Genomic DNA, 14,981 nt, shown 5'->3' on the forward strand with positions numbered 1-14,981 from the left:
CATGATTCGGACCGTGAGCGTCTACACACCCGGCCAGGCCGCGGAGGAGACCGGCTTCAGCCTGGACACCCTGCGGTACTACGAGCGCATCGGCCTCCTGGAGCCCGTGGAACGCAACGCCGCCGGCCAACGCCGTTTCACCGATGACGACATCGGCTGGCTCGGCATGCTGCGCTGCCTGAGAGGCACCGGCATGCCGATCGCCGAGATGCTGCGTTTCGCGGAACTGGTCCGCGCCGGCGACCACACCGTGGCCGCCCGCATCGCCCTCCTGGAGGCCCACGACCGCGCCGTCGAGGCCCAGATCGCCGAACTCCGCGAGAAGCAGTCCGCCATCCAGTACAAGATCGGCTACTACCGCGACGTCCTCGCGCTGCACGACCTCGACACCGCCCGCGAGCAGCTCCACGACGACGCCGGCGCCGGCACCTAGGCGTTCTCCGAGCGGTACGCCTCGGCCTGGAGCGTGTAGAGCTCGGCGTAGATGCCGCCCTGGCGCATCAGGTCGTCGTGGGTGCCCTGTTCGGTGACGCGGCCGTGGTCGAGGACGTAGATGCGGTCGGCGTAGCGCACGCTGGCGAGGCGGTGGGTGATCAACAGGACGGTGCGGCCGTCGGCGTGGTCGCGGATGCGCTCGAACAGGGCGTGTTCCGCGCGGGCGTCGAGGGCGGCGGTGGGCTCGTCGCAGATGAGCAGCGGGGCGTCGCGGTAGAAGCCACGGGCCACGGCGATGCGCTGCCACTGGCCGCCGGACGGCTCCTGGCCGTTCTTGAAGCGGCGGTCGAGCAGGGTGCGGTAGCCGAGCGGCATCTCGGCCACCACGGCGTCGGCGCCGGCCACCCGGGCGGCCTCGTGCAGGGCCTCCTCGCCCTTGTCCAGGCCCATCGCGATGTTCTCGCGCACGGTCAGCGGCCAGCGGGTGTGGTCCTGCGCGATCACCGCGATGTGGCGCCGCAGGTCGTTCTGGTCGACGTCCCCGATGTCGGTGCCGTCCCACAACACCCGGCCGCTGTCCGGCTCGTACAACCCGGCGAGGATCTTGGACAGGGTCGTCTTGCCCGAGCCGTTCTCGCCGACCAGCGCCACCACCTCGCCCCGGTCCAGGTGGATCGACACGTGGTCCAGCACCGGCTCCTCCTTGCCCGGGTAGCGGAACGTCACCTCCTCGGCGGTGACGCGCAGGAACGACGACGGCGCAGGCCCGGCCGGGTTGCGGCCGATGGACTCGCGTGCCTGCCGGCAGAAGTCCAGGAAGTCGGTGAAGTACAGGCCCTCCTCGTACAGCCGGTTGGTGGAGAACATGAGGTTGGCCAGCGACGACTGCCCGGTGCGGATCGCCAGCACCGCCGTGCCCGCCACCGCGAGGGCCACCGAGCCGACGGCCAGCAGCAACCCGAGCGCGGTGTACACGATGGCGGTGCCGACCCCGCCGAGGGCCTCGCCGATGACCCGCGCCACCGTCTGCTGCCGCGCCGTGCGCAGCACGACGGCCTGCTCGGCGTTCGCCACCCGGTCGTACAGCCGGATGAGGAAGGCCCGCATGGTGAACGAGCGCACCTCGGCGGCGGTGTTCTTGTCGGCCATCAGGTCGGTCAGGATCCACTTGCGGCGGCGCACCGGGATCAGCGCGTACATCGTGGTGTACCGCATGCGGGCCGCCCGCACGGCCGCCCAGGCGTCCGGCACGACGGCGAGCACCAGCAGCGGCAGCAGCACCGGGTGCAGGATGCCGAGCACGCCCGCCGCGGCGACGATGCCGATCAGCGCGGTGAGGACGTCGATGGCCGAGTCGACCACGCTGTCCACCACCGAGACGCCGCGCATGCGGGCCCGCTGCAGCGCGTCGTGGAAGTCGGGGTCGTCGTAGCGGATGAGGTCGACCTGGCTGGTCACGTCGTACAACTGTTTCTCGGCGATGCGGGCGACCTGCGGCTCCAGGCGCGCCTGCGCCCAGCCCGCCCCGGCCTGCAGTGCGGCGCGCAGCGTGGCGGCGACGCCGACCAGCAGCAGCGCGGGCAGAGCTGCCCGCACCCGCTCGGGTGTGGGCCCGGCCGAGAACAGCGCCTGCAGCACACCGGTCGTGGCGAGCAGCCCGAATGCGGTGAACATGCCGCCGAGCACACTCAGGGAGATGGTGGCGGCGGTGTCGCGCGGGCTGGCCAGCCACGCCATGCGCACGGCCTGGGAGATGAGCGCGGGCAGCCTGCGGGCGATGGTCAGGAAACCCACCCCCGTCATGGTCTCCAGGTGCGCCTGCCAGCCACTCATGGTGGCCTCACCGAGGTCGGCGTCGATGTCCTCGCCGGGGTCCAGCGGCGGCTTCAGCGGGGGCGACACCGCGGCCGTGGGCAGCGGCGGCGCGGCGGGCGGGGACGGCAGGGGCGGCGGGATGCCGGGGCCGTTCGGGGCGGAGCCGTCCGGAGCGGCGGACGTGGACCCGTCCGGAGCGGGGGAATCCTGGGGAAGGTCGGCCATACAGGCAGTGTGACGGCCGTCACCGACAGTTTTAAGAGGCCGGGTAAAGGAGGCCGGTCAAGTTGAAACCGGCAATTATCGCTATTGGTTCCTTTGCCGGGTGCCCGGTGATGTTCACCGGGTATTCATTGCCTCACTCTCCGCGCGGGTCGATCTCCCGGACGTACCCCGGTGCGTGCGACGGGCCGGACAGGGACAGGAGCCGCTCGGCCTCGTCGTGCAGCGCCGCGATGAGGAGCAGCTCCAGGTGAAGATCCTCCAGGTCGACCGTTTCCATCAGTGTCTCCCGATGTGAGATGCCTCCCCGGCCCGGAGGATGCCAGGGAGGGCGGTGTTCATCGGATCTTACCTTCCGTGACGGCCGCCGGGGGATCTCACCGGTAGTCATCACTGCACGTATATATCGGTCAAGCCGCAACCGGACCATCGGTCTGCACCCTCGGGCGCACCGCTCGCCGGGCGGGGGTGTGACGCGGATCCTCCCTCGCCGCACTTCGCTCTCCCATCGCCGGACCGACCGGCACCCGCGGGCATGGCGCCGCCGCGGGAACGTGCCATGACCCGAACGGGTCCCCCGCCCGGCGCCACCGCCGCGCGTGGGACGTGATCCCAGCAGCGTAACCAATGTGATCATATTTACGGAAGGTGGTAATCGTGGTTAGAGCAGATGAGTAGTACGTCTGATAACGGACGTCTGCCTTGACCAGATGGTTCACTCGGGACGGGTACGACGCGCTATATGGGGTGTTTATCTCCCACGCTATGTCGGAGATCGATGCCGTGTTCCGCTCCTGTCCTCGTGAGGCCCGTCCTCACGCGTCCGCGGGCAGCGTGGCCGCGGTCCCGGCGATGAGGTGGTCGAGTCCCGCTCGAACGGCACTAGGGGACCAGCAACGCCTTGCCCGTCACGGTGCGGGCCTCGATGGCGGTGTGCGCGTCGGCGGCGTGGTCCAGGGGGAAGGTGCGGCCGATCACCGGTCTGATCCGGCCCGCCGCCGCCTCGGCGAGGGCGCGTGCGGCGAGGGCCCTCCGCTCGGGGAGGCCCAACCGGACGTCCCCGATGCCGCGGACGGTGACGCCGCGCCGGGCCGCCTCGGCCGGGTCCACGGGGGCGAAACCGCCGGCCGCGGCGCCGTGCGCGGAGAAGCGGCCGCCGTCCGCGGTGACCTGGAACGCCGCCCGCCCGATCTCCCCGCCCGCGCCGTCGAACACCACGTCGGCCCCCGCGCCGCCCGTCGCCACCCGCACGTGCTCGGCCCAGCCGGGGCCGGTGTAGTCCACCACGAGCTCCGCCCCCAGCTCCCGCGCCAGGCCCAGCTTGCTCGCGCCGCGCGCCGCCGCCGCCACCCGCGCACCGGCCGCGCGCGCGAGCTGGACCAGCAACACCCCCATGCCGCCGCCCGCCGCCGTCACCAGCACCCATTCGCCCGGCTTGACCTCGGCCGACTCGAACACCGACAGCCCGGTCACGCCGTCGTGCATCAGCGCCGCGGCCCGTGCCGTCCCGAGCCCGCCCGGCACCGCGATCAGCGCCTCGGCCGGCACCACCACCTGCTCGGCGTACCCCCCGCCGCCCCCGGCGAACGCCGCGACCTCCCGGCCCACCCACCCGGGGTCCACCCCGCCCCCGGCCGCCCGCACCCGTCCCGCCACCGCGCCACCCGGCACGTACGGCGGTTCGACCTGGAAGAACGCGCGCACCCCGCCCCGCCGGATCTGTGTCTCCACGAACAACGTGTCCGCGGCCTCCACCTCGATCACGGCCTCCCCGTCCCCGGCCACCGGATCGTCCACCACCCGGACGACCAGCACCTCCGGCCCTCCGAACCGTTCCGCCTGTATCACCCGCATGTGGCTCCCCCATGACCCGGGCCGTTTCCTTCGACCAGCAGTGTGCGACCTCAACCCTTGTTGAGGTCAACCTTGCTTCCGGTCTCCACACCTACGTCTGCTCTATCGCGGCCACCCTCAGGGGCGTGCTGAGCGTCCTAATGTGGTCACTTCACGTGACGACGATGACTTTCGGAGGAAGACAATGGCCGGCGTCGCGGGGACACTGTTCGGGCAGGGGGTCCACGCACTCATGGTGGCGACGAGCCGTCACGCCCCTGGGGCCGTGATCGGCGATGTGCCCGCCGCCGCGGAGAGCATGCGTGACCTCGCCGACGCACTGGTCCGGCGCGCGGGGCTGAAGAGGGAGAACCTGGTCCGCCTGCTCGATCCGGCCGATCCGGCGGTGCTCGCGCAGGAGATCTCCTCAGTGGCGGGACGTGCCACGGAGGTGCTCTTCTTCTACTACGTCGGTCATGGCCTGCTCACCGTCGACGGCGAGCTGTGCCTCGCAACGAGGGCCACCCAGGACATACGGCATGGGCCGGTCCGCAACCAGGTACTGCCCTATGCCGAAGTCAGCGACCTCCTACGCCGGAGCAGAGCCAGGCTGAGCGTCGTTGTCCTCGACTGCTGCTGGGCCGGGCGTGCGACCGGGTGGCCGGACAGTTACCTGCTGACCGCCACCAGCCGGGACGAGGCGGCCTGGAGCCTTCCCGCTGAACGGCATACGGCGTTCAGCGGCTGCCTCATCCGGCTGCTGACCGAAGGTGATCCCGCCGGTCCGGCCTATCTCACCTTGGACGACCTGCACAGTGCCTCGACGCGGGTCATGTCCGCCCTGGATATGCCGTTGCCCCGTCGGCAAGCGGCGGATACCAGCGAGCGCCGCCCATTGGTGAGCAATGCCGCCTACAACCTCCCTTCGCCACGGAAACTGCCGAAGTTGGCGAGCCACGACGGGCAGCACAGTCCCTATCGCGGCCTCGCCCCTTACGGCATCGGTGACGCGGCCCTGTTCTTCGGGCGTGAACATCTGGTTCGCACGGTCGTGGAGAGAACGCAGGTCGAGCACGACGTGTCTCCGCTCCTGGTCACAGGGCCGTCAGGATCAGGGAAGTCCTCACTGCTGCGTGCCGGGGTTATTCCCGTACTCGGCGTGGGACGCTGCGTGCTGCTGACCCCTGGCGCACACCCCATGGACCGGCTGAGGAACGCCCTCGATCGGTCCGGCAACTCACGGGACGGCGACGCGCCGACGGTGCAGCACGAGAAGGAGTCACCGAATGCCTCGTCGGTGTCACCCGTGGGCACGATCATCGTCGTCGATCAGTTCGAGGAGGTCTTCACCCAGTGCGCCGACGGTGCCCAGCGCGCGGCCTTCATCTCCACGCTGACGAGCGGTGGCCAGAAGGCGATCATTGGGCTGCGTGCCGACTTCTTCGGGCACTGCGCCGCCCATGCCGGGCTCACCGGCGCCCTGGAGCGACCGGTCGTGGTCGGCCCGATGGAACTCCACGAGTTGCGGCAGGTGATAGAGGAACCCGCACGTCTCGTCGGCCTCACCCTGGAAGAAGGGCTGACCGAGCTGCTACTGGAGGATCTGCACGCCAACGACGAGGACACACCGCTCCCGCTCCTCTCGCACGCACTGCTGTCCACCTGGCAGCGGCGCGACGACCGGACGCTGACCCTGGGTGCTTACCGGGCCTCAGGAGGGATCGCCCAAGCTCTCACACGCACAGCGGACCAGACATTGGCCTCGCTCGACCTGGCGGATCAAGAGGCGGCACGGCGCCTGATGCTGCGCCTCGTCCACCTCGGGGAGAACACCGACGACACCCGGCAGGCCGTCCCGCTGTCGGAATGCGTCCCAGCGGCTGACGTGCCGGACCACGTGGCGACCGGCGCCGCACTTGAGGCGTTCACGCGGGCGCGGCTGATCACGGTTAACGGCGACGAGGTGGAGATCGTCCACGAAGCTCTCATCCGCGCCTGGCCGAGGCTCCGTACGTGGATCGACGCCGATCGTGCTGATCTGCTGGCCCGCCAGCAACTGGTCGAGGACGCCGCACGCTGGGACCGTCACCACCGCCAGCCGGGATACCTGTACGACGGCACCCGGATGTCGGCGATCAACGAGATCCGGGCGCGGTGGAAGGAGAATCCCGCGCGCTATCCGCGACTGGGGGACGTCCAGGAGAGCTTCCTGTCGGAGGGCGACCGTGCCGCCAGGAGGGCGAAGTGGCTCCGGCGATCCATTGTCACCGCCCTCGTTCTTCTTATGCTCGCCACCTTGGGTGGCCTCGCAGGGGCGATCACGGCGGCCAAGGATGCTCGCGCACAGGAGTCGATCGCGGTGGCACAGAGGAGGGCGGCGTTGTCACGGCAACTGGCGGTGCAGAGCCAGACTCTTGTCGGCACGAATCTGACCACCGCCGAGAGGCTCGCGGCGACGGCCTGGCACATTTCCACGACACCGGAAGCGAGATACGCGAGCCTGAAGATCTTATCCCAACCACTGCGTGCGGTGTTCTCAGGTCATTCCGATGTGGTGTACGGAGTGGCTTTCAGCAGGGACGGGAGGCTTGTCGCCAGTGGTGGATCTGACAACAGCGTGCGAATCTGGGACCCCAACTCCCATGGCGCCGTCGCTGTTCTCGAAGGTCATGACGCGGCGGTCAGGGCGGTCGCTTTCAGTCCCGACGGGCGACTGGTCGCCAGTGTCGCCGACGACGGGGAACTGAGGCTCTGGGATGTCGCAGGGCGACGGCAGAAGTTCGTCGTCGCCGCGCACCGCGGGGAAATCTGGGGTGTGGCGTTCAGCCCGGATGGCCGGACGTTGGCGACCGGCGGCTCTGACGGAACGGTGCGGTTGTGGGACCCGGACGCTCCCGGCCAGGAGGTGGTGCTGAAGGGCTGTCCCGACGTAGTGGGAGTCGCGATCGACGCCAGAGGCGCCACCGTGGCCGGTGCGTGTTCCGACAAGACCGTGCGCCTGTGGGACATCCGCAGCCGGCGCCTCGTCCACACTCTGCGGGGACATAACCGTATTGTTCACGGCGTGGCTTTCAGTCCCGACGGCCGCACATTGGCGAGCGCCGCGGAGGACGGCGTCGTCCGGCTGTGGAGCGTCCCCGGAGGGCGACGGATCGCGAGTCTGGTGGCCCACCCGGGCGAGAACCGGGACAAGGATGGTGCGTATATCGCACTGGGGGTGGCTTTCAGCCCTGATGGACGAACATTGGCGAGTTCGGGCACTGATATGTCGGTGCGGCTTTGGGACGTCGCGAGCCATCGTCAGCTTGCCGTGTTCAACGGGCATGAGGGAGCGGTCCCTAGCATCGCTTTCAGCGCCGACGGTGCGAAACTGGTGAGTTCGAGTGAGGACCGGACCGTCCGGCTGTGGAGCACTATGACGCCTAGGCAGACGGAGCCGCCGATCATGGACCATAGTTTCTATGCGGGGGTGGCCGTAACTCTGGATGGGCGCGTCTTCGCCGACTCGGTCGGAGACGGCGTCGTCCGGATCTGGGACGCGGTCGGCCATCGTCTCACCGAGGAACTTCGCGGCCATTCCGGTTTGGTGTACGGAATCACTTTCAGTCGGCGAGGAAATATGCTCGCGACCTCTGATGAGCGTGGAGTGGTGCTGCTGTGGGACATGACGACCCGGCGGCGAGCCGCCGCGTTCAACGATCACGATGAGCAAGTTTTCGGGTTGGCCTTCAGTCCTGATGGAGCCACTTTGGCGACCGCGAGTGATGACGGGACGGTGCGGCTGTGGGACACAAAGAGCCATGGGCAGCTCGGTGCCCTCCTAGCTGGGCATGGCGCGGAGGTCAGAAGTGTGGCCTTCAGCCCCGATGGACGTTTGCTGGCCAGCGCCAGCTTGGACGCGACCATACGTGTATGGGACGTGGAAAGCCACCGTGAGGTATCCGTCATGCGGGGCCATGCCGGTGACGTCGACACGGTTACGTTCAGTCCAGACGGCCGTTTCCTCGCGAGCTCCGGTGAAGATAGGAACATACGAATATGGAGCGCGCAGACGTACCGTCAGGTCGGCGGTCCCATGACAGGACACTCCGGCACCGTCTGGAACGTAGCCTTCAGCCCTGATGGGCAGACCCTGGCCAGTGCCGGCTTCGACAATACGGTGCGCTTGTGGGATGTCAGAAGCCGGAGTGAGTTGCTCAAACTTACCGGGCACACCGAGGTACTGCGCCAAGCCGTTTTCACTTCGGACGGTTCCAGGTTGATCACTGCCGCTGACGACGGGTTCGTACGCGTGTGGGGACACGTGAAGCTGCCTGACGACACCCGGCTCGAGACGGCCATATGCGCCGCCGCCGGGGGATCGCTCACCCAGGACGAGTGGAGGCAGTACGGCATCTCCGAGCCCTACACGAAGGTATGCGGGTGAGACGCCCTGAAATCCCGTGTCGCTCCGCACTGGCCCTCATGGGGCGGGCTCTCCCTGAAGCCGCAGGTGATGAGGCGGTGGGGAGCGAGGCGGTCGATGGCCTGCCGGACCCGTCCCGCGGTGGCGGCGTTGACCACCTGCGGCGGCCCGGGGCTCAGGTGGCGAGAAGGGGTACCGGGTGGCCGCCGGTGGCGTGCAGGTCGGCCTCGATGCGGGCGGCGGTGGCCAGCAGGGGTGGCAGCAGGTCGCGGCGGACCGCGTCGACGGACGTGCGGCTGGCGTGGGTGGAGACGTTGACCGCGGCGACCACCCCGCCCGCGCGGTCCCTGACCGGGGCGGCGATCGAGCGCAGGCCCTCCTCCAGCTCCTGGTCCACGAATGCCCAGCCCTGGGTGCGCACCCGGGCCAGCTCGGCGTCAAGGCGGGCCCGCGTGGTGATCGTGCGCGAGGTGTGGCGCTCCAGGGTGGCCCGCTCGTAGTACGCGTCGAGGCCGGCGGGCGGCAACCAGGCCAGCAGCACCCGGCCCATCGAGGCGGAGTGCGCGGGGAACCGCGTGCCGATGCTGATCGTCACCCGCATGATGCGCGTGGTGGGCACCCGGGCGACGTACACGATGTCCGGCGGGTCGAGCACCGACATGGACGCCGACTCGTGCACCTCGGCCACCAGGCGCTCCAGGTGCGGCAGCGCGACCTCGGGCAGCGTGAGCCCCGACAGGTAGGCGTACCCGAGCTCCAGCACCCGGGGCGAGAGGGCGAACAGACGGCCGTCGGTGCGAACGTAGCCGAGCTCCACCAGGGTCAGCAGGAACCGCCGGGCCGCGGCCCTGGTCAGCCCGGTGGCCCGCGCCACGTCGCTGAGCGTCAGCTCAGGCGCGCTCGCGTCGAAGGCTTTGATGACCGCGAGCCCCCGAGCCAGCGATCGCACGAATTCCTCGGCCATGTCCCCCCTCTTCGCGGGTGACCGTGCGTTTCGCGGGTGACCGTTATATCAGGGCGTGGTGAGCCCGCCACCCCCGGTCGTCGTCACGGACGGTGCCGCGCCGCGACGAGCGGTTCGTGGCGGCATCCGTCAACCGCCGCAAACCATTCGATAAGCGCACATTCACCCTGTAATTCGACGCTACTTACCCACCAGGAGGAGGTCAACGGCGGAGAGATGTCCCATATAAGTAAGGTTGTTGACTCGTTCCGGCCCAAGGCGTAGCTTGCACGAAATAATGTTCAGGTAAGGAACTTCCGTTCGTCTGCCGAACACGGTCTTCCTCTGGAGTGCTCAATGCGTCGCTCCACGGCCCAGCCGCCCACCCCGATCTTCAGCGACCCCGCCCACTGCGGGAGAGGGCGGTGACCGGGGCGGAAGCGGGAGACGAGGCCGGGGCCACCCGGGACGTGCGGGACGCCGTCTTCGGCGCGGTGCGGCGGGCAGGGATCACCACCGTCTTCGGTGACCCCGGGGCGGGGGACGAGCCTCCGCTGGGCGGGCTGCCCGAGGACTTCACGCTCGTCGCCGGGGCGAACGAGGGGATCGCCGCCGGCCTCGCCACCGGCTGGGTGCTCGGCCACGACCGTCCGGCCCTGGTGCTGATGCGCACCCCCGCCGGGTGCGGGGCGCTCGCGGCGGCCCGGGCCAACCACGCCCCCCTCGTCGTGCTGGCCGTCCGCCCGGACCGCAGCCACCCCGTCCTCACGCCCGCCGGTGAGCATCTGGTCTGGTCGGCCCGGCCCGCGCACGCCCGCGATGTCCCGGCCGCCGTCGCGAGGGCCGCGCTCGAAGCGGTCACCGGACGGGGCCCGGCCGCCGTCTTCGTCCCCCCGGACGGCTGGGACGAGCCGTACACCGCCGAACCTCCCGTCCTCATGGAGGCCCGCCGCCCCAGCCACGTCTCCGCCGAGGACGTGGCTCCCCTCGCCGCCCTGCTCGCCGGGGCCCGCTCCCCGGTGCTCGTCACCGGCGCCCTCACCTTCACCGACCACGCCTGGACCGCGCTCACATCCCTGGCCGACCGCCTGCGCTGCCCCGTCTGGCAGGACCCCTCCGCCACCCGCCCCGGTTTCCCCCAGGACCACCCCCGCTTCGCCGGCGTCCTCCCGGCGGACGGCCACCGGCCCGCGCCTGAGGAGAGGAACGGACGCCATCCGGACCTGGAGGTTCGCGAGCCCGGTGAGGCGGAGCCGTCCCCGGTCGCCGGCGAGCCACTGGAGACCACCGCGTCCCGGGCCGATCGGGCCGGGGGGCGGCCCGTGCTGGACGGGCACGACGTGGTGCTGGTCGTGGGGGCGCCCGCGTTCCGGGCGGGGGAGCTCGAGGTGCTGGTGCCGGACGGGGCCACGGTGGCGGTGGTCAGCGACGATCCGGCGCAGGTGCATCGCGGGCCCGCGTCGCTGGCGCTGCTCGCGTCGCCCGCGGCCGTCTGCGAGCGGCTCGCCGTCACGTTGCCCCAGCGGGACGACGGGGCGCCCGCGACCGCCGGCGGCCCCGCCGCGTACGGTGCCGCGGCCGAGGGGGAGTCGCTCCGGGCGGGGGTCGTGCTGGCGGAGCTCGCCGCGCGGCTGGCGCCGGAGGCGATCGTGGTGGAGGAGGCGCCCGCCGTACGGGACGGGCTGCACAGGCTCGTGCCCGCCCGCCGGCCCCTCGGGCACCTGTCGGCGGTGTCCTCCGGACGCGGGTTCGCGCTGCCCGCCGCGGTCGGGCTGCGGCTGGCCCGGCCGGACCGGCCCGTGGTGGCGCTTCTCGACGGCGCGGCCACCTTGTCCGCCGCCCAGGCCCTGTGGACGGCGTCCTACCACCGGGTCGGGGCGTTGTTCATCGTGTTCACCCCCACGGGCGGGGCCGCGTGGCCGGGCTTCGCGGGGATCGACCCCGCCTCCCTCGCCCGCTGCCTCGGCTGTCCCGCCGTCCGGGTGGACGCCTACGCGGCGCTGGCCGAGGTGTTCGACGAGGTGGTGCCGTCACTGTGGGCGCGTGAGGAACCCCTCCTGGTGGACGTGCTGGTCGACCCGGACACGTGACGCGAGATGCCGGCGCACGTGCGGGCCGAGCCGGCGGGGCGACACGAGATGTGACCGGCGGACGTGCGGCCGAGCCGGCCGGGGCGACACGAGATGCCAGCGGACGTGCGGGCCGAGCCGGACGCGTGAACGCGGGCTGTCGCCGGCGGACGTGCCGGCCGGACCTGGCGTGTGCGCGTGGGGTGTCATCAGCCATCCCGCCCGATGGTCCTTTCCGCCCACGGGATAGGCTTCGAGGCCTGTGAACGGCACGACCCCTGCCCGGGTTCCCCCGGCCTCCGGATCCCGGAGGGCGCGGGGCCTTCGGCTGTGCGGCGGGGCGCTGCTGGTGGCGGGGTTCGTGGTGGCGTCGCTGAACCTGCGGCCCGCGCTGGCCGGGGTGTCCCCGCTGCTCCACGAGATCATGCACGAACTGGGGCTCGGTGCGACGGCGGGCGGCGCGATCACCACGATCATGGTGCTCTGCCTCGGTGTCGCGGGCCCGGCCGCGCCCGCGCTGGCGAACCGCGTGGGCCTGGACCGCACCCTGCTGATCGGCCTCCTCGTCCTCGCGGCGGGCGTGGTGCTGCGCGTGAGCGGCGGGACGATCGCCCTGTACGCCGGCTCGGCCGTCGCGGGCATCGCCATCGCGATCATGAACGTGGCCATGCCCGGCGTCGTCAAGCAGCACTTCCCCCGCCGTGTCGGCGCGTTCACCGGCGTCTACGTGTCCGGCCTGGTCGTGGGCGCCGCCGTCGCCTCGGCGGTCATGGTCCCCCTCAGCGGCGACCACGGCTGGCGGCTCGCGGCGTTGTCCCCGGCCCTCCTCGCCCTGCTCGCCGCCGTCCTGTGGGGCCCCCAGGCCGCCCGCCGCGCCGCCCGCGGGCCGGAGTCCGCCAGAGTGCCGCGGCCGTACGCCGCCCTGCTGCGCAACCGGACGACCTGGTACATGACCGGCTTCATGGGCCTGCAGTCGCTGACCTTCTACGTCATGCTGGCCTGGCTGCCGACGATCTTCCAGGACGCCGGCCTGCCCGCTGACGAGGCCGGATACCTGCTCGCCCTCACCAACCTCGCGCAGATCGCCGCCACCCTCACCGTGCCCTGGCACGCGGGCCGCGCCGCCACGCAGGTGCCGCACGTCGCGGCCGCCGCCGGGCTGACCATCGTGGGCTACCTCGGCGTGCTGATCGCCCCCGTCACCGCCCCCTGGTTGTGGATGGTCGTGCTCGGCGTCGGGCAGGGCGCCTCGCTGGCCCTCGCCCTGCTGATCATCACGCTGCGTGCCCCCGACCCCACCTCGGTCACCGCGTTGTCCGCCGTGGCCCAGACGGCGGGTTACGTGATCGCCGCACTCGGCCCGCTGCTCATCGGCCTGGTCCACGAGATCGCCGGAGGGTGGACGGTGCCACTCGGGGCGGGCCTGGCCGCGTGCGCCGCCCAGTTGCTCTTCGGCGTGCTCGCCGCCCGCCCGCTGGCCGCATCCGGCCACCCCGCCGCCGCGCGTGTCACCGGGAATCCGACCCCCGGGGCCCCCTAACATCCCAGCGTGGCTCATCACTCCCTGGCTCGGGACCCCCAAGTCCCCGGCGCCCGCGGGCGCCGTCCCCTGCGGAGCCCCGGGCCGGGGAACCCCGCCGCCGGCTAGACCAGCGCGTCCTGCGACGCCTGCCGCAGCTCGTCGGCGTAGCTCACCGACGTGCGGCGCATCACGCCGTCGTCGCTGATGGTGTACTGGCCGAGGCGCCACAGCGGCGGCGAGTACGCGTGGATCGACACGCTGGTCTCGGCGTGGCCGTTGACGCGGTGGATGTGCTCGGGCCCGAACGACAACGTGTCGCCCGCGGGCACCAGGGTCTGCCTGTGCTCGCCGCCGATCCGCGGGTTGGACTCCTTCAGGGCGCCCGCGACCACGCGCAGCGCGCCGGAGGAGACGTCGTGGTCGTGCCAGCCGGTGTCGTCCTCGGGGCGCCAGCAGATCAGCCAGACGTCCACGTACGAGTCGCGGTACAGCGAGGCGTAGTGGCGCGCCTCGCCGTGCTCGCCGAACGCGACCTGGTGCGACCACAGCTCGGGACGGGCGGCGATGCCGTCGACGAGCGCCCGCAGCTCGCGCGGGTCCAGGAATCTGTCGGGCAGTGACTCCCAGCTCATCTGGGTTCGGCTCCTTCGTTGCTCAAAGCGGATGTGGTGGCGGGGGTCCCGGTCGCGCCGAGGAGGCGGGCCGGGTTGGTACACCGCATCTGCTGCTCGGCGGCCGCACCGAGCAGGGTCTTGGCGGGGGAGGCGTACGGGCGGTCCGAGCCGAGGACCACGACCTCGATCCCGGTCACCCGGGTGATCGCGTCGATGGCCTGGTGGCCGTACGACGAGGTCTCCAAAAACACGCCGGGGTCGACGACGCCCCTGGTGGATCCGCCCCGGGCGATGAAGCGTTCGGTGTGCAGCGGCGCGAGGCCCGCCAGCAGCGCGAAGCACACGCGCAGGCGGGGGTGACGGGGACGGCCGAACGCCTGGAAGGCGTACCAGGCGGCGTGCATCTGCTGGACGTACGGCACGACCGCGGCCCACCAGGCGGGGGCGCCGGGGGTGCGCGCGGGGCCGGGGTGGACGAAGAGCGGCAGGTCGCGTTTCTCCAGCAGGTCGAGCAGCGGGGCGGCCCGCTCCAGTCCCTCGGCGTCGCCGACGCTCGTGGCGGGGAGCTGGAGCCCGGCGAATCCGCGGTCGAGCGCGGCGGCGGTGCGGGTGGGGTCGATCTCGGTGACGCAGGTGCCCGCCCAGGCGCCGAACGGCGCGGGCAGTTCCAGGGCTCCGTCGTGGTAGGCGTCGAGCAGCGGCCAGGCCTCGTGCGGCGGCAGGTGCTCGATCCCGAGGGGGCTGGAGAGGGAGACCAGGGCCAGGTCGAGGTCCGCGTCGAGTGCCCGGCGCCGCTCGACGTCGTGGTCGCGCGGGTCGGTCTCGTAGGGCTGTTCGCCGTCCAGGTGGAGCGTCCAGCCGTCCAGGAAGGGCGGGGTGTCGCGGTCGCGCAGTGCCGCGGCGAAGCCGGGCGTCCAGATGTGCTGGTGCACGTCCGTGGCCATTGGTCACCTCCTCGCCCTCAGTGTACCCGGTAAAACCTACTCAGTTAGTAGGCATTACTCGTCCCCGCCGGTGAGGCGACCACTCGGCTGGTGAAGCGGTTCACTGATACGTTTCAGTGAACCGCTTCACTCGGCCTCCCGTCAACAGAGTGCCCCCAGGCGGGAGGTAACGGATGCCG

General features: G+C 71.3%; 10 protein-coding genes. 4 read left to right on the forward strand and 6 right to left on the reverse strand.

Going from position 1 to position 14,981, the window contains the following annotated elements:
* Positions 1–13 precede the first annotated feature (13 nt).
* Positions 14–433 carry a MerR family transcriptional regulator gene (locus tag ABGB17_RS06355; protein ID WP_347626846.1) on the forward strand — a complete coding sequence of 140 codons (420 nt, stop codon included), beginning with the start codon at positions 14–16 and terminating at the stop codon, positions 431–433.
* Here ABGB17_RS06355 and ABGB17_RS06360 read toward each other — a convergent pair.
* The 3 genes from ABGB17_RS06360 to ABGB17_RS06370 form a co-directional block, all read right to left on the reverse strand.
* Positions 430–2,475: an ABC transporter ATP-binding protein gene (locus ABGB17_RS06360; RefSeq protein WP_347626847.1), complete on the reverse strand. Its 2,046-nt coding sequence runs from the start codon at positions 2,473–2,475 to the stop codon at positions 430–432. The genes ABGB17_RS06355 and ABGB17_RS06360 overlap by 4 nt on opposite strands.
* 133 nt (positions 2,476–2,608) lie before the next feature.
* Positions 2,609–2,752, reverse strand: a complete 144-nt coding sequence (locus tag ABGB17_RS06365) for a hypothetical protein (protein ID WP_347626848.1) — start codon at positions 2,750–2,752, stop codon at positions 2,609–2,611.
* Positions 2,753–3,354: 602 nt separating this feature from the next.
* Positions 3,355–4,326 carry a zinc-binding dehydrogenase gene (locus tag ABGB17_RS06370; RefSeq protein WP_347626849.1) on the reverse strand — a complete coding sequence of 324 codons (972 nt, stop codon included), beginning with the start codon at positions 4,324–4,326 and terminating at the stop codon, positions 3,355–3,357.
* A 184-nt stretch (positions 4,327–4,510) separates the two neighbouring features.
* Between ABGB17_RS06370 and ABGB17_RS06375 the strand changes: the two genes are divergently transcribed.
* Positions 4,511–8,731: a hypothetical protein gene (locus ABGB17_RS06375; protein ID WP_347626850.1), complete on the forward strand. Its 4,221-nt coding sequence runs from the start codon at positions 4,511–4,513 to the stop codon at positions 8,729–8,731.
* Between the two features lie 154 nt (positions 8,732–8,885).
* On the opposite strand, the gene ABGB17_RS06380 is transcribed toward ABGB17_RS06375, so the two are convergent.
* Positions 8,886–9,674 (reverse strand): IclR family transcriptional regulator C-terminal domain-containing protein, encoded by a 789-nt coding sequence (locus ABGB17_RS06380; RefSeq protein WP_347626851.1) that lies wholly within the window; start codon positions 9,672–9,674, stop codon positions 8,886–8,888.
* Positions 9,675–10,078: 404 nt separating this feature from the next.
* On the opposite strand from ABGB17_RS06380, the gene ABGB17_RS06385 reads away from it, so the two are divergent.
* A complete protein-coding gene (locus tag ABGB17_RS06385; protein ID WP_347626852.1) occupies positions 10,079–11,743 on the forward strand; it encodes a thiamine pyrophosphate-dependent enzyme in 1,665 nt (554 codons plus the stop codon).
* Between the two features lie 241 nt (positions 11,744–11,984).
* Complete coding sequence (locus tag ABGB17_RS06390; RefSeq protein WP_347626853.1) at positions 11,985–13,262, forward strand: MFS transporter; 1,278 nt, start codon at positions 11,985–11,987, stop codon at positions 13,260–13,262.
* A 104-nt stretch (positions 13,263–13,366) separates the two neighbouring features.
* Here ABGB17_RS06390 and ABGB17_RS06395 read toward each other — a convergent pair whose 3' ends face one another.
* Both ABGB17_RS06395 and ABGB17_RS06400 read right to left on the reverse strand, forming a co-directional pair.
* Positions 13,367–13,876 carry a cysteine dioxygenase family protein gene (locus ABGB17_RS06395; RefSeq protein ID WP_347626854.1) on the reverse strand — a complete coding sequence of 170 codons (510 nt, stop codon included), beginning with the start codon at positions 13,874–13,876 and terminating at the stop codon, positions 13,367–13,369.
* Positions 13,873–14,802: an amidohydrolase gene (locus tag ABGB17_RS06400; protein ID WP_347626855.1), complete on the reverse strand. Its 930-nt coding sequence runs from the start codon at positions 14,800–14,802 to the stop codon at positions 13,873–13,875. The genes ABGB17_RS06395 and ABGB17_RS06400 overlap by 4 nt, the downstream gene beginning before the upstream one ends.
* Positions 14,803–14,981 lie beyond the last annotated feature (179 nt).

The organism is Sphaerisporangium sp. B11E5 (assembly GCF_039871875.1).
Lineage (GTDB): Bacteria > Actinomycetota > Actinomycetes > Streptosporangiales > Streptosporangiaceae > Sphaerisporangium.

Coding starts and splice junctions, on each gene's coding strand:
- ABGB17_RS06360 (WP_347626847.1), bottom strand. CDS start 2,475: ATGGCCGACCTTCCCCAGGATTCCCCCGCTCCGGACGGGTCCACGTCC.
- ABGB17_RS06365 (WP_347626848.1), bottom strand. CDS start 2,752: ATGGAAACGGTCGACCTGGAGGATCTTCACCTGGAGCTGCTCCTCATC.
- ABGB17_RS06370 (WP_347626849.1), bottom strand. CDS start 4,326: ATGCGGGTGATACAGGCGGAACGGTTCGGAGGGCCGGAGGTGCTGGTC.
- ABGB17_RS06375 (WP_347626850.1), top strand. CDS start 4,511: ATGGCCGGCGTCGCGGGGACACTGTTCGGGCAGGGGGTCCACGCACTC.
- ABGB17_RS06380 (WP_347626851.1), bottom strand. CDS start 9,674: ATGGCCGAGGAATTCGTGCGATCGCTGGCTCGGGGGCTCGCGGTCATC.
- ABGB17_RS06395 (WP_347626854.1), bottom strand. CDS start 13,876: ATGAGCTGGGAGTCACTGCCCGACAGATTCCTGGACCCGCGCGAGCTG.
- ABGB17_RS06400 (WP_347626855.1), bottom strand. CDS start 14,802: ATGGCCACGGACGTGCACCAGCACATCTGGACGCCCGGCTTCGCCGCG.